Below are 21,212 nucleotides of genomic sequence, written 5' to 3' on the forward strand. Positions count from 1 at the left end.
TCTTGCCCCTTGCCTGCTTTGTGGAGCAGGTGATGGGAGTCGAACCCACGTCCTCAGCTTGGAAGGCTGATGTACTAGCCGTTGTACGACACCTGCGCATCAGCTCTCTCGTGTCGGCTGCGAAATGTATTATAGCACGGTGTTTTGGAAAACGCAAGCCCTTTTTTAAAATATTTTTCAAAAATTTTTTCTGCTTTTTCTCCAGGGCCCGGTGAGAGGCATAAAGATATATGTTATAATTAATATTACTGCGCTTTTTGCAAGCCGCGCATTCCCCGGCTGGCCCTGCAGCCGTGTGCTGCTCCGCCGGGCAAATTTTCTGCGAGGGAGTTTTCATTTATGAGCCTGATCGAACTGTTTATTCTGGCAGTCGGCCTTTCCATGGATGCGTTCGCCGTTTCCATCTGCAAGGGGCTGAGCCTTCCCGCCCTGAAGCCCCGTCATGCCGCCATCACCGGCCTGTACTTCGGCGGCTTCCAGGCACTGATGCCCCTGGTGGGCTACCTGCTGGGCACCCAGTTCCAGCAATTCATCACCAACGTGGACCACTGGATCGCTTTTGGCCTGCTGGTGTTCATCGGTGTGAACATGATTCGGGAATCCCGCTCGGAGCCGGAGGAGCTGAACTGCCAGTTCAGCCCGGCGGCCATGCTGCCTCTGGCGGTGGCCACCAGCATCGACGCGCTGGCTGTGGGTGTGACCTTCGCCTTCCTGTCGGTGGACATCGTGCCCGCTGTAAGCTTCATCGGCGTGACCACCTTCTGCCTGTCCGCCGTGGGCGTGGCCATTGGCCACCGGTTCGGCGCCCGCTACAAATCCCGCGCTGAACTGGCGGGCGGCATCGTTCTGGTGCTGATGGGCTGCAAGATCCTGCTGGAGCATCTGGGCCTGCTGGCATTTTGAGCTGCGGCGTTGCATCCCGCCTCGTTTTGTGGCATAATCGTTTTATAATCCTTCTTGTCTTTTTGACAAAATCCGTAACCTCAGGGAGGCCCGCCGATGGAATTTTATGAATATCTTCCCTTTTGGCCCAAGCTCACCCGCGAGCAGCAGCAGTTTCTGGCCCAGAACGTGACGTTGCATCACGTGAGCAAGGGCGAGGTGGTGCACAACGGCTCCGAGGACTGCGTGGGCCCGCTGATTGTGGTACACGGCCAGCTGCGGGGGTACTCCTTTTCCGAAGAGGGGCGCGAGGTCACTCTGTACCGTCTGTTCGAGCGGGATGTGTGCATCCTCTCGGCCTACTGCATGCTCAACAGCCTGCAGTTCGACATCTCGGTGCAGGCGGAAAAGGACTGCGTCCTCTACCGTATCCCCGCGCCGGTCTATAAGAAGCTGATGCAGGAATCCGCCCCGGTGGCCAACTACACCACCGAGCTGATTGCCAGCCGCTTTTCCGATGTGATGTGGCTGCTGGACCAGATTCTCTACAAGCATCTGGACAGCCGCCTGGCCGCCTTCCTGGTGGGAGAAGCCCAGCTGAACGACACCACCGAGCTTCGCCTGACCCACGAGGAGATTGCCCATCATCTGGGCAGCGCCCGGGAGGTGGTGACCCGGATGCTCAAATACTTCCAGACCGAAAAGATGGTACTCATCGCCCGAGGCTGTATTACCCTGCTGGACATGGACAAGCTGCGCGAGGTGGCAAAGGACAGTTTGCGCTGAGTCTTCAAACCTTCACCAGTCCGGTATAATTAAGGTGATTATATCACGGATAACCGGCCCCAGCGCTGGTATACTAAGGCCAATGGATGAACTGCTCCGCAGCGAATGCGGAGCCCCTCAAATAAAAAGGAGTGTTATGAAATGAGCGTTGTAACTGTAAATAAAGCAAACTTCGAGCAGGAGGTCCTGCAGAGCAGCACCCCCGTTCTGGTGGATTTCTGGGCGACCTGGTGCGGTCCCTGCCGCATGATGGCTCCCATCGTGGATGAGCTGGCCGAGGAGAAGGCTGGTCAGGTGAAGGTCTGCAAGATCGACATCGACGAGAACCCCGAGCTGGCCATGCAGTTCGGCGTGATGAGCATCCCCACTCTGATGGTGTTCAAGAACGGCGCCATCGCCAACAAGAGCGTGGGCCTGAAGCCCAAGGCCGCTGTGGAAGAGCTACTGAAATAAGTTGATTCGCGAAAGCCGCTGGTGGAAACCGGCGGCTTTCTTTTTTGCGCGCACAAAAAACGCCTGCCCGGCTGTTTTGCCCGGGCAGGCGTTTTGATGCTTGCGGATTTACTTTTTCTTTGAAGTCTTCGGCGGCTGGGCCGGAGCCTTCGGGGCCTGTTGGGCAGGCGCCAGCATATACTTTGCCTTTTCCACACCGCGGCGGCGCAGACGCTCCCGGGTGGCGGTGCGCAGCAGACTGTAAAGCACCGAGCACAGCGGGATCATCACCAGCATACCCACCACGCCGAAGGTGCTGCCGCCCAGAGTAACCGCAGCCAGCACCCACACCGAGGGCAGGCCCACCGAGCTGCCCACCACGCGGGGGTAGATCAGGTTGCCTTCGATCTGCTGGATCACCAGGAACAGGATCACGAACACCACGGCCTGCATGGGGTTCTGGATCAGAATCAGGAACGCGCCCACAAAGCAGCCGATGAAGGCGCCGAATACCGGAATCAGCGCGGTGACCGCCACCAGCACACTGATCAGCAGGACATAAGGCATGCGGAACAGCAGCATGCCCACCGCGAACAGCGCACCCAGGATACCGGCCTCCAGGCACTGACCGGACAAAAAGTTCGAGAAGGTCTTGTTGGCCAGCCGCACCACCTCCAGCACCTTTTCCGCGTGCTCCGGCCGCATCCAGGCAAACAGGAGCATCCGTCCCTGACGGCTCAGCGTCTCCTTCTGGAACAGCAGGTAGATGGCGAAGATGAAGGCAATGAAGAAGTTCACAAAACCCGAGATGATGCCGGTGGCGGCGGTGACCGTGTTGCCCACCAGAGCAAGACCGCCGTTCTTCAGCCAATCCATCACCTGCTGGGTCACGTTGCGCAGGTTCAGATTCCCGGCCTCGCTCAGCCAGTCCGCCAGCTCAGGATAGCGGATCATCAGCTCGTTGGCCCACTCCTGAGCCTGCTCCCAGAAGGCGGGCATGCGGGCCGCAATGGTCTGCACGGTATTTTGCAGCTGCGGCAGCACCAGCAGCGACACCAACATGACCACGCCGATCACTGCGGCCAGTGTGAGCACCAGCGAGATGCCCCGATGGGCCCGCTGCAGCTTTTGGGGCAGATGGCCCTCGATGGCGCGCATGGGCACATTGAAGATGAAGGCCATGGCTGCACCCAGCAGAAAGGGCATGAGCAGACCAGCCACCATGCCCAGGAAGTTGCCCACCCGGTCCATATTCTGCAATCCCCAGTAAAGCAGGATGCAGAAGGCGGCAATGCCCAGTACATTGCGCAAAAAAGTTTTGTTTTCCATATTATTCTCCTAAACAGCGGATAAATTTCTTGTTCCATAGCCGGGGCGGCCTTGCTGCGGCCCGTCCCGGCATTGCCTTAACGATAGCATGTTTTTGCCGGTGATGCAACCTTATTCCTCGGCCAGGATCAGCGCAATCCGATCCAGCTTATCCTGTGCCGCGCGCCACAGCTCATAGTAGTCCGGCTCGTCGGGGTCGGTCTCCGGCTGGTAGCCGTTCTTGCCCGCCGCCCGGATCAGCGGCAGATAGTCCTTGTAGCTGTAGTTCAGGTCCACGTTGCCGTTGACGCCGCTGACCTGCCCCACCGAGGAATACTGCCACATGCCATAGTTTCCGCCATAGTCCACATAGCCCCGGTAATCGGCCACCCACAGGGGGTAATCCGCCAGCTGCTGGGTGTTGATGTAGCGGCGCAGAAATTCGGTGTAGCTGTAATAGCCCGGGAACCAGCCCTTCTGGTCCAGCACATCCATGGAAAACTGGATCAGACTGGTCACAGCGTCCCGCCCCAGGCTGGCCAGCGAAGCGTCCTCCGCGTCCACATAGACCGGATACTCCAGCCGGTGGCCTTCCAGAGCCTTTAAGAACACATCCAGCTCCCGGATAACCTCACTTTCGGTTTTGGCATAGGTGTAAAAATACGCCCCAACCCGCAGCCCGGCGGCGTGTGCCCCCTGCACATTGCGGGTAAAATAGGGGTCCACATAGGGCCCGCTCTGGTTGCTGGAACCCACCCGGATAATAGCGAACTCCTTGCCCGCCGCGGCCATGGCGGACCAGTCCACCACGCCCTGATAACGGGATACGTCGATCCCTTCCTGGAATACAGTCATCATGCTCCCCTCCTTGCCCGCATTGTATGCGGCAGAAAGGGAAAGCGTTCCGGCCCCGGCTTTTACACCACCAGGCCGCCGTTCACGCCCAGCACCTGACCGGTGATGTAGTCCGCGTCGTCGCTGGCCAGAAACAGGATGGCCTTCGCCACCTGCTCCGGGCTGCCCAGACTGCCCAGCGGCGTCTCCTCTGCCAGGGCCGCCTTGTCCTCGACGGAAAAGGCGGCCATCATGTCGGTCTCGATCACGCCGGGGGCCACACAGTTTACCGTGATGCCGCTGGGGCCCTCCTCCTTGGCCAGGGCCCGGGTCAGGCCGATCAGCCCTGCCTTAGCGGCGGAATAGGCCACCTCGCAGCTGCCGCCCACCTGCCCCCACATGGAGCTCACGGTCACGATGCGTCCCCATTTCTGGTGCAGCATGTGGGGCAGCGCGCACTGGCAGCAATGGAACGCGCCGCTCAGGTGTACGTCCAGCATCCGCTGCCAGGCCTCCGGGGTCACGTCGGTGAACAGCTCCTGCCGGGCAATGCCCGCGTTGCAGACCAGCACGTCCACCCCGCCGAAGGCCTCTTCCACCTGGCGGAACATGGCCTCCACCTGTGCCCGGTCGGCTACGTCTGCCTGCACCGGCAGCATCCGGCCCGGCCACTGGGCTGCCAGAGTTTCAGCCTCAGCCCGGCTGGTGTTATAGTTGACAACCAGCCGGTATCCGGCATGGGCAAAGGCTCGGGCTACCGCCGCGCCAATGCCCCGGCTTGCCCCGGTGACCAGCACTGTTTTTTCTCTCATTTTCCCTTTTTCTCCTCCCGTTTACGCCGCAGCATGGCAAAAAACTCCTGAAGCAGGGCGGCGGCCTCCTGCTCCCGCAATCCGCTCTCGATCACCGGATGGTGATTGAACGGGTAGGCGAACAGGTCCACCAGCGAGCCGCAGCAGCCCGCTTTGGTATCCTTCGCGCCGTAGACCACCCGCTTGATGCGGCTGTTGATGATGGCGCCGCTGCACATGGGGCAGGGCTCCAGCGTCACGAACAGCTCACATTGCCACAGCCGCCAGCCGCCCAGCTTTTTGCAGGCCGCGTCGATGGCCAGCAGCTCGGCGTGGTGAAGGGCGTTCTTCTCGGTCTCCCGGGTGTTGTGGGCCAGGGCGATGGGCTCGCCGTCCTTGGCCACCACCGCCCCCACGGGTACCTCGCCCAGGGCGGCGGCTTTTTTGGCTTCCTCCAGGGCAAGGCCCATCAGTTCTTCGTCGGTCATTGGGTTTCTCCTTCGTGAAAGATCATGTAAAGGTGGCGTGCAGCATCTGCACAGCCAGCAGCGCCGCCGCCAGTCCGTAGCCGGGGCAGCGAACCAGTATGCCCGCGCCATTGCCGTGCAGGCGGGGCACAAGCTTCGGCTTCATTGCCCACACCGCCAGCGCGGCGGCGGGCAGGCCGAACAGCAGCAGCGGCTGGACCCATGCCGGGTCCGCACCGGTCTGCCCCAGCAGAGCCAGGGTATTGTTGTAAAGATGAAAGGCCATACCCGGCCAAAGGCTGCCGCTGGTTTCGGCGCAAAGGCCCAGCGCCAGCCCGGAAAGCAAAGCAGAAAGGCAGGCCGGGGCCTCGCCGTGCAGCAGTGCGAACAGCACCGCCTGGCCCCATACCGCCGCCCGGCCGCCCCAGGGGCGCAGATAGCCCTGCATCAGCCCGCGGAAGAGCAGCTCCTCACCCACCGCAGGAACCAGCGCCAGCCGCAGCCACAGCAGCCCGGCCGGAGTGCCCGCCAGCTGCACGCCCGCGGCTTCCCCCAGCACGGCGCGCAGGCCGGTGCTGGCCAGGTTGCCCACCATGGTGAGCGCCCAGAACACAAGAAACAGCGCCGGGAGCATTCCCCTCCGGGGCCGCTTGAGGAGCACCGGGGCACCGGGCGGACTTGCCAGCGCCACCAGCAGAGGAGCGGCCAGTGCCAGCAGATTTTTGCCCAGCGCCACCAGCTCGCCCGCCGCCGGGGACAGGCTGTCCACCGATGGGCCCAGCAGCCCGCTCAGAGCAGAGTCTGCCGCCAGATAGACCAGCGCGGCCAGGCCGCATAGGGCGGCGGCCCGCTGCAATTCATGCGTCAACGGCTCCGTCGTCTGTTTGGAAAGCGTCCGTTTCATGCCGTTTTAACGCTTGTCGTCCAGATCGCGCCAGTCGGCCTCCACCACATCCGCATCGTCAAAGGCGGAATCGGTGAGCATCTCCTGCATCTGGTCGGCCATATCCTGGGCGGCCTTTTTCAGGCCTTTCAGCTGGATCGCGGCCCAGATGTACCCAACCAGATTCAATGCGCCCTCCACCATCAGAATCACGCCGATGGCCATGACCAGCAACTCCACGGTGCCGAACGGATTCCACAGCATCACCGCGCCCAGCACCACGCTGACCAGCGCCAGGATCAGCAGACTCCACCAGCGGTCATAGCCCGCCGCCCGCAGCTCAAAGGCGCTCTGCACCCGCATTACGCCGTCCATGATGACGAACAGGCCCACCAGAATGGGCAGGATGGACACCACGGTCTGGGGCCGGATCAGCAGAAAGATGCCCAGTGCCACCGCAGCCGCGCCGAACAGCCAGCCGAAGTAGCTGAAGAAGCCCCGTACCTCGGCCTTCAAAAAGCTGTAGATGCTGCCCACACCCTTCATCAGGATCACCAGGCCGAACAGCCCGCACACGACCCGAAGGGATGCCTCCGGCCAGAGCAGCAGTGCCAGGCCCACCAGAATGAACGCCACCGACGAGATGGGAAAAGTCTTGCGGAAATTTTTCATAATAAATTCCTCACTTCATACGGGCATGCTGTGTTTGAAATGCCCGTTTTGATACTTTTTTGATTATTATACCATAAAAACGATCGGTTTCCCGTTGCATAGCGCACATCCCAACTTTTTTGCGCCGCCGGAGTAAGTGTGGTATGATAAAGTGGAAAAATGCTGCGGCATTTCCACTGGAAAGTGCCGCCTTAAAGGAGTATTTCCACATGCCTGACTCGTTCCCTCCTCTTCTGGAAGCGCTGGCCTGCCACAGCACCGGCGGCCCCGCTCCCATGCACATGCCCGGCCACAAGCGGAATGCTGCCCTGGCTCCCTATCTGGCCGCTCTGGGCGCGGCCTATGACATAACCGAGATCCACGGCTTTGACGATCTGCACGAGGCCGAAGGCATTCTAAAGGATTCCATGGACCGGGCCGACCGGCTGTGGGGTGCGCAGCGCAGCTTTTATCTGGTAAACGGCAGCACCTGCGGCATCCTGGCCGGTATCCGGGCCGCTGTGGGCCGGGGCAGCAAGGTAATTTTAAGCCGCGGCTGTCACAAATCCGTCTACCACGCACTGGAGCTTTGCGGCGCGGTGCCGGTCTGGCTGGCCCCGCCGGTGGATGCATCCTTCGGTGTGCTGGCCTCCATCACACCGGAACAGGTGCGCGCCGCCTTGGACGCCCACCCGGACGCAAAGCTGCTGGTGCTCACCAGCCCCACCTATGAGGGCGTGATCAGCGACCTGGCCGCTATCTGCACCGCCGCTCACGCCGCCGGGGTCCCGGTACTGGTGGACGAAGCTCACGGCGCACATCTGGGCCTTGCCCCCGGCTGGCCCACCGGGGCGGTGGCCGCCGGGGCAGACGTGGTGGTCCAGAGTCTGCACAAGACCCTTCCCAGCCTGACCCAGACCGGCATTCTGCACCAGCAGGGCAATTTGATTCCGGCTGAGTCGCTGGCCCGCCAGCTGGGCATCTTCGAGACCAGCAGCCCCTCCTATCTGCTGATGGCCAGCATGGATGGCTGCGTGGACCTTCTGGAACGCAAGGGCGGCGAACTGTTTGCCCGCTGGCAGGCAGCGCTGGCCGCCTTTGACCGGGCGATTGCCGGGCTGAGCCGGCTGCGGGTGCTCTGCCACGGGGCGGACACACCGGAACAGCACCCCGGCCTTTTTGCCCACGATCCGGGCAAGCTGGCGATCTCCACCCGGGGAACCGCTCTCACCGGCCCCGGACTGATGGTTCGGCTGCGAGAGGAATTTTCCATTGAACTGGAGATGGCCAGCGGCGACTGGGCCATTGCCATGACCGGCCTGGGCGACACCGAAGAGAACCTGCTGCGGCTGGCCACTGCGCTGACCGCCATCGACAAGAGCCTTGCCGCCTGCCCGATGCCGCCAGAGGCCGAGCCGCTGCCCTTGCCTCCCGCCGCTTTGCCGGTGGCGCAGGCGCTGGAGCTGCCCTTTGAGGAGGTACCGCTTGCCGCCTGTGAGGGCCGGGTGAGCGCCGAATATGTGTGGGCCTATCCCCCGGGCATCCCGCTGATCGTGCCCGGCGAGAGTGTGGATCGGGTCTTTCTGGACTGCTGCGCCCGGCTGAACCGCCAAGGCGTGCGGCTGCACAGCACCGGCGGCACCATGCCCCGGGCGCTGCGGGTATTGACCGCTGCTTCCAATCTAAGCAAAGGAGATTGATCCCATGTTATCCAGCTTTTCCTATGCGGAGACCTTTGTAAACCGCCACCGGCGTATGGTTCCTGCCGCCGGGGTAATAAGCGGGCTGTTCTGCGCCTTGTTCCTGCTCTGGGCCTGTCAGGTGTGGTCCCCTCCCGCCTTCTGTTTGTTCTGGGGTATCTGCTTTGTCTGCGCGGTGCGCGGGCTGTGCGCCAGGCCCTCCCGCCGGGAGGGGCTTGCTTGCGGCGTGCTGGGCACGGTGTTCTGCTTTTTCACGTTAGGGCAGAACGCGGTGGCGGGAACCATGCAGTTTGACCTTTCCTTTTTGGCATTCTGGGTGCTGCTCAGCGCCCTTTGTTTCCCCATTCTGCTGGGACTGTGCCGCTTTCTGGCCCACTTGCCAGCCGCGGATTCCCCCACCGCCCCCGCCGGGCCGCTGTGGCGGCAGCTGGCGCTGTACACCGGGATCATCCTGGTGCTTTGGCTGCCGGTCTTTTTGTGCTGGGGCCCGGTGCGGCTGGACGTGGATTCGGTGCAGCTGCTGGAGCAGGCCTTTCACGGCGGGCTGAACGACGCCCACCCCATCCTTTACACTCTGCTGCTGCGGCTGATCCTCTGGCCCTTTTACAAGCTGGGCCTGATGGAGCTGGGCGCTTACCTGTTCGGCTTTTTGCAGATGACCGCCGTGGCCGCCATGCTGGCCTACAGCCTGGTCTGGATGCGGCGGCGGGGCGCGGGACTGATCGCCGTGGGGCTGGGCTTTGCTCTCTTCGGCGGCTGCACCATGTACGCCTTCCAGAGCCTGGTAGTCTGGAAGGACCCGCTGTTCAACGGGGTGCTGCTGCTCTACTGCCTGTTTTTGTTCGACACCGCCCGCTGCAAGGGGGAAAACCTGCGGCAGAAAGGCCCTCTGATTCATTTTGTGATGCTCACTCTGCTGCTGTGCTTTCTGCGGGGCAACGGCTGGCCCATCGCGGCGGTGGTCTGCCTTGCGCTATGCGCTTTACGCCCGGCCCGCCGCCGCATTCTCACTGTGCTGCTGCCGGTGCTGATCGGCGTGAAGCTGATCACCGGGCCGGTTTACGGCGCACTGGGCTTGCAGAGCACCCTCACCGCCGAGGCCTGGGCGGTGCCTCTGCAGCAGGTGGCCTATATGGCCGCCTCGGAACCGGAGGCCTTCAGCCCCCAGCAGGCTGAGACCATCGGGCGAGTGATTCCGGTGGAGGCCATGGCTCAGAGCTACAGCTCCATTACGGTGGACCCGGTGAAAACCAGCTCGGAATTCAACGCCGAGCATTTTGCCACGCTCCAGGGCAAGCTGGACCTGCTCTCGGTGTGGGCCCAGCTGCTGCCCGGCCACTGGCAGAGCTACCTGAAGGCCTGGCTGGCCGAGGTGGCGGGCTACGTGAGCCCCCGGTTTGACGGCGGCAGCTATTCCTTCCCCTATGAGGGCAGCAACGGAGCCTTCGGCATCACCAGCAAGGACATTGTGCTGGGCCTCACCGGCTGGGCTGGCCTGCGGGACGAGCTGGAAGCCCGGGCGGTGTTCGTTCCGCCCGCGCTCATGGCCTGGGGACTGCTTTTGTGCGGTGTGGTACAGCTGCTGCGCCTCCGTGCCCGGCTGCTGCTGGCCTATCTGCCGCTGTATCTGGTGTGGTTCGGTCTGGTGGTGGGCGCGCCCAATTATATGCAGATCCGTTACCTGCTGGCCTTCGCCTACTTCATTCCATGCGCGCTGTTCACCCTGCTGGCCCCCGTCGGGGCTGCCAAAGTAGGTATTGACGAAAAGGCCGCTTCCATTGTATAATAAACGCAAGTTTCTATAGGTTTCTTAAGCACCGGGCATTCCCGCCCGGTTCCCGGAAATTTATGGTATAGAAAGGGGGACGTATCGATGAACCGGATTCAGACTCTCGAGACCCGCGACCTGGCCAAGAGCGTACAGACCGGCGGCTGCGGCGAATGCCAGACTTCCTGCCAGTCTGCCTGCAAAACCTCCTGCGGTGTTGCTAACCAGATGTGCGAGCATAAGAACGACGAGAAGTAATTCTTGCCTTGCAGCATACCGCCTGCCGCATTGTGCGCAGGCGGTATTTTTTGCGTTTTCATCCAGCCGGGGCCTGCCCCCGCCGGATTTTTGAATAGATCCTTCTTTTTTCGATAGATTCATTACAGAAAGGAACCTTCGTTTCATGATCCATCAGTATAAACTCAACGGATACAACATCGTGCTGGACGTATTCAGCGGCTCGGTCCACGTGGTGGACGAGGTGGCCTACGACGTGATCGGCCTGTACGAGACCACTCCCGCCGACGAGATCGTGGCCAAAATGCTGGAAAAATACGCCGGCCGTGAGGATGTGACCGAGGCCGACCTGCGCCAGTGTCTCGAGGACATCGCCGAGCTGGAGAAGGCCGGCAAGCTGTTCGCCAAGGACATCTACGGCGACATGGCCTTCGATTTCAAAAAGCGGGTGACTGAAGTGAAGGCCATGTGCCTGCATGTGGCCCACACCTGCAACCTGAACTGCGAATACTGCTTCGCCAGCCAGGGCAACTACCACGGTGAGCGTGCTCTGATGAGCTTTGAGGTGGGCAAGCAGGCTCTGGACTTCCTGGTGGCCAACAGCGGCAAGCGCCGCAACCTGGAGGTGGACTTCTTCGGCGGCGAGCCCCTGATGAACTGGGATGTGGTCAAGCAGCTGGTTGCCTACGGCCGCAGCCTGGAGGAACCCAACAACAAGAAGTTCCGCTTCACCCTGACCACCAACGGCGTTCTGGTGGACGACGAGGTCATCGAGTTCGCCAACAAGGAAATGAACAACGTGGTCATGAGCATCGACGGCCGCAAGGAGGTCCACGACCGGCTGCGCAAGAACTACGCCGGTCAGGGCAGCTACGACACCATCGTGCCCAAGTTCCAGAAGTTCGCCAAAGCCCGCGGCGATAAGGAATACTATGTGCGCGGCACCTTCACCCACAACAACGTGGATTTCACCAACGACATCTTCCACCTGGCCGACCTGGGCTTCGACCAGCTGAGCATGGAGCCGGTGGTCTGCGCCCCCGGCGACCCCTACGCCCTCACCGAGGAGGACCTGCCCAAGATCATGGAGCAGTACGAGATCCTGGCCAAGGAGATGCTGCGCCGCGAGAGCGAGGGCAAGGGCTTCACCTTCTACCATTACATGATCGACCTGAACCACGGCCCCTGCATCTACAAGCGCATCTCCGGCTGCGGCAGCGGCACCGAGTATCTGGCCGTGACCCCCTGGGGCGAGCTGTTCCCCTGCCATCAGTTCGTGGGCGACCCGAAGTACAGCATGGGCAACGTGTGGGACGGCGTGACCAACACCGCCCTGCGGGATGAGTTCAAGCTGTGCAACGCCTACGCCCGCCCCGGCTGCAAGGACTGCTGGGCAAAGCTGTACTGCTCCGGCGGCTGCGCGGCCAACGCCTACCACGCCACCGGCAGCATCACCGGCGTTTACGAGTACGGCTGCGAGCTGTTCCGCAAGCGGATGGAATGCGCCATCATGATGAAGGTGGCCGAGGCAGGCATGAAAAAGTAATTTTTCCACAGCCTTTCCACGAAGTTTTCCACAATCCGGCACACAGCCGGTGAAAAACTGACCTCACAGGTTCAAAATCCCCCGGCAGCTGCGCACTGCGCATGGCTGCCGGGGGATTTTTGCCTTTGCCGTAAGAAAATCGCATGAAAACTGAAAGCCGGCCGCAAAACACCCGCGGCTATTTTTTGTTATAACAGAAGTATCCCAATACCACGCCCGGCAGCGAACCTTTTGCCGCCGGGCAAAGAAAGGCCGATGCTTGTTATGACCACTCAGCGCACCCTGCGCCCCCGCTGCCCGGTATGTCAGCCCGCGGCGGCCCGCCGTGTTACTCCCGCCCCGCGCCGCCGGGCAAAGCGCCGCCGCCGAAGCCGCCGCGGTCCGCGGACCCTGTGGGCGCTGGCCCTGCTGTTGTTCGCGGCGCTGGCATGGCTCAAAACCGTCTCCTTTGACGCGTCTGATTTCCCACCGCAGGATTTCGCTTTCTCCTCTTCCCTGCCCGCCCTGAGCGATCTCTCCAGCCCTCGTGCCGCGTTGCTGGACCGGACAAGCGGCGAGCTGATCGCCGGGCAGAATACCGACGCCAAGGCCCCGCCCGCCTCGCTCACCAAGATCATGACGGCACTGCTGGCCATTGAAATCCTGCCGGACCTGGACCAGACCGTGACTGTTCCCGCCGAAATCTTCAATGACCTGTGGGCGGAAAACGCCTCGCTGGCGGGGTTCGCGCCCGGCGAAGCGGTACCTTTGCGAGATCTTCTCTACGGGGCAATGCTGCCCTCCGGCGCGGAATGCTGCCTGACTCTGGCCCAGCAGGTCAGCGGCAGCGAGGAGGCCTTTGTGAAGCAGATGAACCGGCGGGCGGAGGAGCTGGGGCTGGAGCACACCCATTTCACCAACTGCACCGGTCTGGAGGACCCGGACCATTATGCATCGGCCGCGGGCCTTGCCCGTCTACTGGACACAGCGCTGGAAAACGAGACCTTCCGCCAGGTGTTCACCTCCCGCAGCTATACCACCTGCCCCACCGGCGAGCATCCCCAGGGCTTCACCATGTACAGCTCCATGTTCGCCCGGCTGGATGCCATGCCCGGCCAGGGCGGCGAGCTGCTGGGCGGCAAAACCGGTTACACCAGTCAGGCAGGGCTGTGTCTGGCCAGCCTGATCGGGATGGATGGCCGGGAATACATTCTGGTCACCACCGGCGCGCCCGGCGACCATTCCACCGAGCCCTACCACCTGCTGGACGCCCTGGAGGTCTGCAAGCAGCTGCGCAGCGGCACACTCAGCGCATGAAAAAAACGGAGCGATAAAAATCGCTCCGTTTTTTGTTTATCCCAGTGCCACGTCCAGGATCATCATCACCAGAAAACCGGCCATCACACCCAGGGTGCCCACGTTGGAGTGTTCGCCCAGATGGGCCTGGGGAATCAGCTCCTCCACCACAACATAGATCATGGCGCCCGCCGCAAAAGCCAGCAGCCAGGGCATGAAGGGCCCGATGAAGCCGGACAGCAGCACCACCAGAATGCCGAAGATGGGTTCCACCACGCCGGAAGCGCTGCCGTACAAAAACGCCTTGCCCCGGCTCATGCCCTCCTGGTGCAGGGGCAGCGAAATGGCTGCACCCTCGGGGAAGTTCTGGATGCCGATGCCAATGGCCAGCGCCATGGCCCCGGTGAGCGCGGCCTGTGCCCCGCTCTGCTGGGCCGCCAGCGCAAAGGACAGGCCCACCGCCATGCCCTCGGGAATGTTATGCAGTGTCACCGCCAGCACCAGCAGCGTGGTGCGCCGCCAGTTTGCGTGCAGGCCCTCCGGCTGGGCCGCGCCCGCGTGCAGGTGGGGCAGCAGCCCGTCCATCAGCATCAAAAAGGCCGCGCCCAGCACAAAACCGCCCGCCGCCGGAATCCAGCCGATCTGGCCCGCCGCCTCGGCCTGCTCAATGGCCGGGATCAGCAGGCTCCACACCGAGGCCGCGATCATCACGCCGGCCGCAAAGCCCAGAAAGATCCGCTGCATCCCCTCGCTGGTCTTTTTGCGCAGCAGGAACACCATGGCCGACCCCAAACTGGTCATGCCGAAGGTGACCCCCGTGCCCAACGCCGCCCAAAGCAACGCTTTCGTCATTGTTTCCTCCGTTCCGCGGGCCACAATGCCCGCTGTATGCTTCCTTTGCCTGAAGTATATAAGAGTAATTCCTATTTGTCAAGTGACTTTGTTGCACAGCTGTTTTCCCATTCCGGCCAAACCGAACAAAAAGCGGCTTTCCCGCAATTGCAGGAAAGCCGCTTTTCGGACAAACTCAGCAGTCGGTGTAATATTTGCCCAGCTCGTCCGCCGCCAGAATGGCCGCGTATACGCTCTCGGCATCCACCGGGAAGGGCATGTTGTGCAGGGTGTCGGCGTCGGCGCAGGCCAGCTTGGCAACCTCCATCAGCTGCTCCTGGGTGGGATTTTCCACGCCCAGGTCTGCCAGGGTGGTGGGCAGGCCCACCTCGGTGCAGAACTCCAGCACCTCTTCCAGCTCCTCCAGAGGAGCATTCTCCAGCACCAGCTGGACCAGGGTACCGAAGGCCACCTTCTCGCCGTGGTACAGGCTGTGGGTCTCGGGGATGGCGGTCAGGCCGTTGTGGATGGCATGCGCGCCTGCCAGGCCGCCGCTCTCAAAGCCCACGCCGGACAGGTAGGTGTTGGCCTCGATCACATTCTCCACCGCCTTGGTGCAGACGTGGCGCTCCACCGCCAGCTTGGCCTTCAGGCCGTCGGCCAGCAGGGTCTCGTAGCACAGGCGGGCCAGGCTCATGGCTGCCAGAGTCACCTTGCCGCCCACGCAGTTGGACGCGCCGGAGGCCTGGCAGGCCCGGGCCTCAAAGTAGGTGGCCAGCGCGTCACCCATGCCGGATACCAGCAGGCGGGCGGGGGCAGCGGCCACGATATCGGTGTCCACCAGGACCACGGTGGGGTTGGCGGGCAGGAACAGATAACGCTCGAACACGCCTTCATCGGTGTAGATCACGGACAGGGCGCTGCAGGGTGCGTCGGTGGAGGCGATGGTGGGCACGATGACCACCGGAGCGCCTGCATAGTAAGCGGCCGCCTTGGCGGTATCGTGGATCTTGCCGCCACCGATGCCGACCACCACGCTGCAGCCGGAGGCCTTGAAGGCCTCGACCACACGGTCGATCTCCTTCTGGCTGCACTCGCCGTTGAAGGTCTCATAAACCACCTTGGCGTCAGTGCCTTCCACGCTCTGGGCAATTTTGCCCTCCACACGCTTTTTGCCGGAAGCGCTTACCAGCACGAACAGATCCTTGCCGTATTTCTCACAATGCTCATACAGATGAGCCAGTTCCCCGCGTCCCTGCACGTAACGGGAGGGGCTGCCGATCACATTTGCCATGTTCACTCTCTCCTTTTCCGATGCGCGGATTCTTTCCGCGCAAAACTTTCTTCGGCCATTATACCACTGTTTTTCGAACAAATTCTACTGGCAATCGTTAAAAAAAGAACAGGCAAATTTTATGAATTCTGCCCTTACCGGGCCGTTTCCACGCATATCTTGCGCATCTTTCGTCTTTCCAAAAGTATGGCTTTTTTCATTTCTTCTTTTGTTTATTAAACGCTTTCCGGAATAATGCGGCATTTTTTTACGAAATTAAAGCTTTGTTCATAAACTATCAAATATTTTCATAGTATAATAGGGGCATGCGGCAAAAAAATTGGCCGGCGAGGGCTTTTTCAGGCTATTTTAGCAAAGCGTACCCGTCCCGGCGGCTTCGGCCTTTGGTTGACAAGATATCTTTTTATTTGTTACCCTATTAATATAGGTTTTTAAACGAACCGGAATGAAACAAGAGAGGGGTTCGAGATTCGCATGAATGTATTACTGGAAGAATTCGTGCTTCCGCGCGATTTGGAAATGATTTTGAACAACAGCCCCAGCATCATCATCCCCAAAACGGAGGAGATGCTGTATGATCTGATCTTCGGCAATGGCAGCACCAAGCAGATCGACGTTTCCTACGACGTGAACGGCACTCTGGTGAAGGAGGCCGACGTGGTGCGCTGCAAGAACGGCGCCGTGGTCAACTACGTGGAGGACTACATGCGCCGCCGCGATCCGGACTGCATGCGCATCGGCGATGACAAGCCCACCGACAAGCCCCGTTTCAAAGACGTTTACGGCTACGACTTCAACACCCTGAAGGTGGATACTTACAAATGGCTGGCCCGCCAGGAGCTGATTCTGGTGCCCTTCATGGCCGGCGGCTACGAATACGGCTACCAGGCCCTGCTGGTCTGCCCCCGCAACGCGGCTTTCTTCGCGTTCGCGCTGTCTCAGCTGCAGGCCTTCGTCTGCGCCAAGGACATCCACAACTTCAAGCCCCGTGCCATCGTGTATGTGGCTCCTCCTTTCCGTCACACTCACTTTGACGGCAAGCAGGTGTGCGTACACAACCGGCTGGACGACCGTCACGAGGTCTTTGCCTATAATCTGTATCCCGGCCCCTCCGCCAAAAAGGGCATCTACAGCGTTCTGCTGGACATCGGCGAGCAGGAGGGCTGGGTCACCGCCCACGCCTCCGCGGCCAAGATCGTGACCCCCTACGAAAACGAGATGGTCATGATGCACGAGGGCGCTTCCGGCGGCGGCAAGAGCGAGCTGCTGCAGGATGTGCACCGCGTGCCGGACGGCCGCGTGCTGCTGGGCACCAACCTGGAAAGCGGCGACCGTGACTACCTGCACATGAGCGATACCTGTACCATCTACCCGGTCACCGACGATATGGCCATCTGCCATCCCTCCTTCCAGACCGGCAGCGGCAAGCTGGCCCTGTACGACGGTGAGGACGGCTGGTTCCTGCGTGTGGACGGTATCACCGAGTACGGCTCCGACCCCATGTACGAGCGCATCACCATCCACAGCAAAAAGCCTCTGGTGTTCTTCAACATCGAGGGTGTGCCCGGTTCCACCTGCCTGGTGTGGGAGCACACCATGGACTCCACCGGCAAGCCCTGCCCCAACCCCCGCGTGATCGTTCCCCGCAGAATGGTGGACAACATCGTGGATAAGCCGGTTGAGGTGGATGTGCGCAGCTTCGGCGTGCGCATGCCGCCCTCCAGCGCCGCTCATCCGGACTACGGCATCATGGGCCTGATGCACATCATCCCGCCCGCCCTGGCCTGGCTGTGGCGTCTGGTGGCCCCCCGCGGCTTCAAGAATCCCAGCATCAGCGGCAACGCTCCTCTGGCCAGCGAGGGCGTGGGCTCCTACTGGCCCTTTGCCACCGGCCTGCGGGTGCGCCAGGCAAACCTGCTGCTGGAGCAGATTCTGGCCTGCCCCAACACCAAGTATGTACTGATCCCCAACCAGCACATCGGCGTATACCGCATCGGCTTCGCGGCCGAGTGGATCAGCCGTGAATATCTGGCCCGCCGCGGCGGCGTCAACATGAAGATGGACCGCCTGTCCCCCGCTCCCTGCGCTCTGCTGGGCTACTGCATGAAGGAGATGAAGGTGGACGGTCAGGACATCCGTTCCGCCTTCCTGCATCCCGAGACCCAGGATCAGCTGGGCATGGAGGGCTACGAAAAGGGCGCCCAGATCCTGTACGATTTCTTCGCCAAGGAGCTGGAAGCCTTCGACGTGGAGGAGCTGCACCCGGTGGGCAAGCAGATCCTGGAGTGCTTCAAAAAGCGCGGCAGCATTGAAGACTACTGCGCCATCACTCCCCTGGGCCTGAAATAAAGCTTCTGCCAAACAAGGCCTCCCGGCCGCTGACCGGGAGGCCTTTTGCATCTTATGCGGGCCTGCCCCGCTTTCCGGAGGAATTGTATGAAACGCTGCTTTTCTCTTTTGAACGGCGACCAGCTCGTCTGCACCGAGCAGGCCGCGATCCTCACCTTTTCTGGTCCCCGGGCGGTGCTTTCCACCGCGGCCAACGGCGGCGGCCTGCGCCGGGACCTGACCGCCGTATTCAATTACAGTGACTGCGGCCCCGCCGGAGTCTGCCAGCCCATGGAGGGTGATACCCTGCGGAATCATCAGCAGGCTGTGGCGCGGCGGCTGGGCCTGGACCCGGAACACACCGCCGGGCTGGACACCGCCGTTAATCTGGACAACATGGTCCTGGTTACCCGCCGCTGGCAGGAGCTTTGGGTCACGGCAGCAGTCTCTGCCGGGGCAGACGTGAACGCTCTCTGCGCCGGGGACCCGGCCACCCTCACCGAGCAGGACGGCCAGCCCTGTGCCGTTCCTGCGGGCACCATCAATATCTTTCTCATCACCGGTCAATCCCTTTCTCCCGGGGCCATGGTGGAGCTGGTCCTCACCGCCACCGAAGCCAAAACCGCCGTGCTGCGGGACCTGATGCAGGGCAGCAGCGTTTCGCCCCGTCTGGCTACCGGCACCGGCACCGACGGGCTGGTGATCGTTTGTGACGATTCCGGCACCTCGCCCTGCCTCTTGAACGCAGGCAAGCACTTCAAATTCGGTGAGCTTGCTGCCCAGGCCGTGAGCCAGGCGGTAACGGAAGCCCTGATGCGCCAAACCGGCCTGTGCCCGGAGTTCCAGCGCAGTCTGCTGCGGCGGCTGCAGCGGTTCGGCGTCACTGCCGATAGCTTGCGGGCCCGCTGCCCCAAAGAGCTGCCCGGCGGCGACACCGCCTTCCACCGGGCGCTGACCAAGCTGGACCATGACGCCTTTGCAGTGAGCGCGGCGGCGCTGTACCTTCATCTGGCAGACCAGCTGCAGGCCGGGCTGCTCACCGCCGCTCAGGCCGGTGACTGGGCGAACCATCTGCTGGGCGAGCTGGCCGCTCACTTCCATTTTGACGCGCCCGTTCCGGATGCCTCCCTGCCTTTGGAACAGCGTCTGGAGGCCTTTCTGTCGGCTCTCCTCTTGGCTCATCTGCGGGAACAGGAGCGGCTTTATCCCGCCCCCTGAAAGCGCCGCCATCCTTCGCTTTTCTTCCTCCGGCGTTTTTCCCTATCCGATTTATTGACATGTGTTTTTTGATGTGATATCCTTTTCAAACACCAGTCAATCATAGTACGACTTTCCCCTTTTTCAAGCAACATAATCTCTTCGTTTCAGACCAAAACAAGGAGGACTTCATGGACCTTTGCCAGCGTACAAAAGAAATCTGGGCGGCTTATCTGGCCAACTGCAACGCGGGCTCCTTCGACGGCCTGGCCAGCTTTGCTCCGGACTGCTCGATCATCGGCACCGGCAGCCACGAGCTTTACCGGGACCTGGAGCAGTTTTCCCGGGCGATGCAGGCGAACCTGGCGGACCGGGGCAGCATCCAATTTCATTTCCGGGATTTCTGGTGCACCGAGCAGGTGGTGGACGACCAGTGCAGTCTGGTCTACGGCGGGCTGTACATCCTGGGGGAAAGCGAAGAGAGCCAGGTCCATGTGAACATGGACAGCCGCTTCTCCATCCTGTACAAAAAGGTGGAGGGCGAGTGGAAGATCCTGCACCTGCACCAGTCCATCCCGAACCCTGAGCAGATGGAGGGAGAATATTACCCCCGAACCCTCACCCAGCAGATCGAGCGCTCCCAGGAGACCATTGAATATCTGACCCGCCTTGCTCAGCGGGACAGCCTGACCGGCCTGATCAATTTCAGCACCCTGCAAAGCATCTACACCGATCTGGACAAGCACGATGCCTGGATCTTCGTGGTGGACATGGACGATTTCAAGGCCATCAACGACAACCACGGCCATCTGGCGGGCAACCACATGCTCAAACGGCTTTCCGAGCTGCTCATGGCGACCGTGCGTTCTCACGATCTGGTCTGCCGCATGGGTGGTGATGAGTTCGTGCTGCTGTGCTGCGGACTGGGTTCGGAGCAGAACGCGCAGGACCTGATGCGGCGGCTTCTGGCCCGCACCGCCGAGGTTTCCAGCGAAGAGCCCGCCTGGACCGGCATCTCCATCGGCGGTACGCCCATCCACAGCGACGACTGCCTGGAAAGCGCCTTCAAGCGAGCAGACAAAGCGCTGTATCAGGCCAAAACTCAGGGCAAAAACCGAGGCAGCATCCTGTAAAATCCTCTCACCATTCCATACAAAAAACACCGCCCTGCCGGGAGCTTCCGGCAGGGCGGCGTCTTTTGTTTGTTAGAACTGGCCGTCCAGAAGCAGCTGACGGACCTCAAACAGGTCCTTGCAGCAGCGGCTGTACAGCGCGCGGATCTCCTCGTTGGGCTGGGCGATGTCCGGCACCATCACAGTGACCGCTCCGGCCGCGTGGCCAGCGCGCACACCGTTGAAGCTGTCCTCCAGAACGAGGCAATCCCGGATGTCCACACCCAGGCGGCGGGCCGCCTCCAGGAAGATATCCGGCGCGGGCTTGCTGTGGCGCACGTCTGCACCGCAGACCACCTGGTCAAAATACCGGGCCATGCCGGTGGTTTCCAGATTCTTCAGGATCAGCGCACGGGGGCTGGAGCTTGCCACGATGCGGGGCAGCTTTTTCTCCTCCAGCGTTTCCAGCAACTCGGCCAGGCCCGGCTTGCAGGGCACGCCCTGGGTAAACCGCTCCTCAGCCAGCTCCCAGATCTTCTCCACGATCACCTGCGGGTCCGCCTGGGGGAAGAATTTTCGAATGTGCTCATTGAGCTTCACGCCCGCAAGCCCCCGGCCTCCCGCGTAAAAAGCATCCAGATCCTCCGGCATGCGCAGGCCCAGCGCCTCGCAGGCCGGCTCCCACAAAGTATCCCACAGACGCTCGGTGTCAAACATCAGACCGTCCATATCAAAAAGAACCGCTTTTATCATAAAAGAATTTCCTTCCTTGTGTTTGTTTTCGCAGCCTCTATTCTACCCCATTTCCCACGGATTGGCAACCGAAGTTTCCGGCGCATCTGCGACAGCAGTGCACGGCGGGATTTTGGTGTTTGCCTTCCCCATCAGCG

Annotated in this window: 20 protein-coding genes and 1 tRNA gene; 11 read left to right on the forward strand and 10 right to left on the reverse strand. The window is 61.5% G+C overall.

What is annotated here, in order from left to right; genetic code table 11:
• Positions 1–21 precede the first annotated feature (21 nt).
• Positions 22–96 (reverse strand) — tRNA-Gly (locus B5G03_RS14090).
• Between the two features lie 243 nt (positions 97–339).
• On the opposite strand from B5G03_RS14090, the gene B5G03_RS14095 reads away from it, so the two are divergent.
• The 3 genes from B5G03_RS14095 (at position 340) to trxA (ending at position 2,121) form a co-directional block, all read left to right on the forward strand.
• Entirely contained in the window at positions 340–903 is a 564-nt protein-coding gene (locus B5G03_RS14095) for a manganese efflux pump MntP (RefSeq protein WP_087182318.1), read from the forward strand.
• 96 nt (positions 904–999) lie between these two features.
• Positions 1,000–1,668, forward strand: coding sequence for a Crp/Fnr family transcriptional regulator (locus B5G03_RS14100; RefSeq protein ID WP_087182319.1), 669 nt, complete (start codon positions 1,000–1,002; stop codon positions 1,666–1,668).
• A 141-nt stretch (positions 1,669–1,809) separates the two neighbouring features.
• Positions 1,810–2,121 carry a thioredoxin gene (gene trxA / locus B5G03_RS14105; RefSeq protein ID WP_087182320.1) on the forward strand — a complete coding sequence of 104 codons (312 nt, stop codon included), beginning with the start codon at positions 1,810–1,812 and terminating at the stop codon, positions 2,119–2,121.
• 108 nt (positions 2,122–2,229) lie between these two features.
• Here the strand turns inward: trxA and B5G03_RS14110 are convergent, their stop codons facing one another.
• From B5G03_RS14110 to B5G03_RS14135, 6 genes are all read right to left on the reverse strand, one after another.
• The gene (locus tag B5G03_RS14110; protein ID WP_087182321.1) at positions 2,230–3,429 is read right to left on the reverse strand and encodes an AI-2E family transporter; all 1,200 of its coding nucleotides are present in this window, start codon (positions 3,427–3,429) and stop codon (positions 2,230–2,232) included.
• 111 nt (positions 3,430–3,540) lie between these two features.
• A complete protein-coding gene (locus B5G03_RS14115; RefSeq protein WP_242962473.1) occupies positions 3,541–4,266 on the reverse strand; it encodes a glycoside hydrolase family 25 protein in 726 nt (241 codons plus the stop codon).
• A gap of 59 nt (positions 4,267–4,325) precedes the next feature.
• The gene (ymfI, locus tag B5G03_RS14120; RefSeq protein ID WP_087182323.1) at positions 4,326–5,054 is read right to left on the reverse strand and encodes an elongation factor P 5-aminopentanone reductase; all 729 of its coding nucleotides are present in this window, start codon (positions 5,052–5,054) and stop codon (positions 4,326–4,328) included.
• Positions 5,051–5,521: a nucleoside deaminase gene (locus B5G03_RS14125; protein WP_087182324.1), complete on the reverse strand. Its 471-nt coding sequence runs from the start codon at positions 5,519–5,521 to the stop codon at positions 5,051–5,053. Before B5G03_RS14125 ends, ymfI begins: the two co-directional genes overlap by 4 nt.
• Positions 5,522–5,543: 22 nt before the next feature.
• Complete coding sequence (locus tag B5G03_RS14130) at positions 5,544–6,404, reverse strand: CPBP family intramembrane glutamic endopeptidase (RefSeq protein WP_087182325.1); 861 nt, start codon at positions 6,402–6,404, stop codon at positions 5,544–5,546.
• A gap of 6 nt (positions 6,405–6,410) precedes the next feature.
• A complete protein-coding gene (locus B5G03_RS14135; RefSeq protein WP_087182326.1) occupies positions 6,411–7,055 on the reverse strand; it encodes an HdeD family acid-resistance protein in 645 nt (214 codons plus the stop codon).
• A gap of 209 nt (positions 7,056–7,264) precedes the next feature.
• On the opposite strand from B5G03_RS14135, the gene B5G03_RS14140 reads away from it, so the two are divergent.
• The 5 genes from B5G03_RS14140 to B5G03_RS14160 all read left to right on the forward strand — a co-directional run bounded on the left by B5G03_RS14140 (position 7,265) and on the right by B5G03_RS14160 (position 13,581).
• Positions 7,265–8,734, forward strand: coding sequence for an aminotransferase class I/II-fold pyridoxal phosphate-dependent enzyme (locus tag B5G03_RS14140; RefSeq protein WP_162613422.1), 1,470 nt, complete (start codon positions 7,265–7,267; stop codon positions 8,732–8,734).
• 4 nt (positions 8,735–8,738) lie between these two features.
• On the forward strand, positions 8,739–10,520 hold the full coding sequence (locus B5G03_RS14145; protein ID WP_087182328.1) for a DUF6020 family protein: 1,782 nt from the start codon (positions 8,739–8,741) through the stop codon (positions 10,518–10,520).
• 87 nt (positions 10,521–10,607) lie between these two features.
• Positions 10,608–10,760, forward strand: coding sequence for a six-cysteine ranthipeptide SCIFF (gene scfA / locus B5G03_RS14150; protein WP_087182329.1), 153 nt, complete (start codon positions 10,608–10,610; stop codon positions 10,758–10,760).
• 145 nt (positions 10,761–10,905) lie between these two features.
• Positions 10,906–12,285, forward strand: a complete 1,380-nt coding sequence (gene scfB / locus B5G03_RS14155; RefSeq protein WP_087182330.1) for a thioether cross-link-forming SCIFF peptide maturase — start codon at positions 10,906–10,908, stop codon at positions 12,283–12,285.
• Positions 12,286–12,549: 264 nt separating this feature from the next.
• The gene (locus B5G03_RS14160; RefSeq protein ID WP_087182378.1) at positions 12,550–13,581 is read left to right on the forward strand and encodes a D-alanyl-D-alanine carboxypeptidase family protein; all 1,032 of its coding nucleotides are present in this window, start codon (positions 12,550–12,552) and stop codon (positions 13,579–13,581) included.
• Positions 13,582–13,617: 36 nt separating this feature from the next.
• Here B5G03_RS14160 and B5G03_RS14165 read toward each other — a convergent pair whose 3' ends face one another.
• Positions 13,618–14,412 carry a ZIP family metal transporter gene (locus tag B5G03_RS14165; RefSeq protein WP_087182331.1) on the reverse strand — a complete coding sequence of 265 codons (795 nt, stop codon included), beginning with the start codon at positions 14,410–14,412 and terminating at the stop codon, positions 13,618–13,620.
• Between the two features lie 175 nt (positions 14,413–14,587).
• The gene (locus tag B5G03_RS14170) at positions 14,588–15,685 is read right to left on the reverse strand and encodes a glycerol dehydrogenase (RefSeq protein WP_087182332.1); all 1,098 of its coding nucleotides are present in this window, start codon (positions 15,683–15,685) and stop codon (positions 14,588–14,590) included.
• Between the two features lie 474 nt (positions 15,686–16,159).
• Here B5G03_RS14170 and B5G03_RS14175 point away from each other — a divergent pair, with 474 nt between their 5' ends.
• The 3 genes from B5G03_RS14175 (at position 16,160) to B5G03_RS14185 (ending at position 20,343) form a co-directional block, all read left to right on the forward strand.
• Positions 16,160–18,034 (forward strand): DUF4914 family protein, encoded by a 1,875-nt coding sequence (locus tag B5G03_RS14175; protein ID WP_087182333.1) that lies wholly within the window; start codon positions 16,160–16,162, stop codon positions 18,032–18,034.
• A gap of 87 nt (positions 18,035–18,121) precedes the next feature.
• Positions 18,122–19,231 (forward strand): adenosylcobinamide amidohydrolase, encoded by a 1,110-nt coding sequence (locus B5G03_RS14180; RefSeq protein ID WP_162613423.1) that lies wholly within the window; start codon positions 18,122–18,124, stop codon positions 19,229–19,231.
• Positions 19,232–19,401: 170 nt separating this feature from the next.
• On the forward strand, positions 19,402–20,343 hold the full coding sequence (locus B5G03_RS14185) for a diguanylate cyclase (RefSeq protein WP_087182335.1): 942 nt from the start codon (positions 19,402–19,404) through the stop codon (positions 20,341–20,343).
• A gap of 72 nt (positions 20,344–20,415) precedes the next feature.
• On the opposite strand, the gene B5G03_RS14190 is transcribed toward B5G03_RS14185, so the two are convergent.
• On the reverse strand, positions 20,416–21,075 hold the full coding sequence (locus B5G03_RS14190) for an HAD family hydrolase (protein WP_087182336.1): 660 nt from the start codon (positions 21,073–21,075) through the stop codon (positions 20,416–20,418).
• Positions 21,076–21,212 lie beyond the last annotated feature (137 nt).

The sequence above is a fragment of the Gemmiger sp. An50 genome (genome assembly GCF_002161595.1).
In the GTDB taxonomy this organism is placed as follows: Bacteria; Bacillota; Clostridia; order Oscillospirales; family Ruminococcaceae; genus Allofournierella.

Coding starts and splice junctions, on each gene's coding strand:
- B5G03_RS14095 (WP_087182318.1), top strand. CDS start 340: ATGAGCCTGATCGAACTGTTTATTCTGGCAGTCGGCCTTTCCATGGAT.
- B5G03_RS14100 (WP_087182319.1), top strand. CDS start 1,000: ATGGAATTTTATGAATATCTTCCCTTTTGGCCCAAGCTCACCCGCGAG.
- trxA (WP_087182320.1), top strand. CDS start 1,810: ATGAGCGTTGTAACTGTAAATAAAGCAAACTTCGAGCAGGAGGTCCTG.
- B5G03_RS14110 (WP_087182321.1), bottom strand. CDS start 3,429: ATGGAAAACAAAACTTTTTTGCGCAATGTACTGGGCATTGCCGCCTTC.
- B5G03_RS14115 (WP_242962473.1), bottom strand. CDS start 4,266: ATGATGACTGTATTCCAGGAAGGGATCGACGTATCCCGTTATCAGGGC.
- ymfI (WP_087182323.1), bottom strand. CDS start 5,054: ATGAGAGAAAAAACAGTGCTGGTCACCGGGGCAAGCCGGGGCATTGGC.
- B5G03_RS14125 (WP_087182324.1), bottom strand. CDS start 5,521: ATGACCGACGAAGAACTGATGGGCCTTGCCCTGGAGGAAGCCAAAAAA.
- B5G03_RS14130 (WP_087182325.1), bottom strand. CDS start 6,404: ATGAAACGGACGCTTTCCAAACAGACGACGGAGCCGTTGACGCATGAA.
- B5G03_RS14135 (WP_087182326.1), bottom strand. CDS start 7,055: ATGAAAAATTTCCGCAAGACTTTTCCCATCTCGTCGGTGGCGTTCATT.
- B5G03_RS14140 (WP_162613422.1), top strand. CDS start 7,265: ATGCCTGACTCGTTCCCTCCTCTTCTGGAAGCGCTGGCCTGCCACAGC.
- B5G03_RS14145 (WP_087182328.1), top strand. CDS start 8,739: ATGTTATCCAGCTTTTCCTATGCGGAGACCTTTGTAAACCGCCACCGG.
- scfA (WP_087182329.1), top strand. CDS start 10,608: ATGAACCGGATTCAGACTCTCGAGACCCGCGACCTGGCCAAGAGCGTA.
- scfB (WP_087182330.1), top strand. CDS start 10,906: ATGATCCATCAGTATAAACTCAACGGATACAACATCGTGCTGGACGTA.
- B5G03_RS14160 (WP_087182378.1), top strand. CDS start 12,550: ATGACCACTCAGCGCACCCTGCGCCCCCGCTGCCCGGTATGTCAGCCC.
- B5G03_RS14165 (WP_087182331.1), bottom strand. CDS start 14,412: ATGACGAAAGCGTTGCTTTGGGCGGCGTTGGGCACGGGGGTCACCTTC.
- B5G03_RS14170 (WP_087182332.1), bottom strand. CDS start 15,685: ATGGCAAATGTGATCGGCAGCCCCTCCCGTTACGTGCAGGGACGCGGG.
- B5G03_RS14175 (WP_087182333.1), top strand. CDS start 16,160: ATGAATGTATTACTGGAAGAATTCGTGCTTCCGCGCGATTTGGAAATG.
- B5G03_RS14180 (WP_162613423.1), top strand. CDS start 18,122: ATGAAACGCTGCTTTTCTCTTTTGAACGGCGACCAGCTCGTCTGCACC.
- B5G03_RS14185 (WP_087182335.1), top strand. CDS start 19,402: ATGGACCTTTGCCAGCGTACAAAAGAAATCTGGGCGGCTTATCTGGCC.
- B5G03_RS14190 (WP_087182336.1), bottom strand. CDS start 21,075: ATGATAAAAGCGGTTCTTTTTGATATGGACGGTCTGATGTTTGACACC.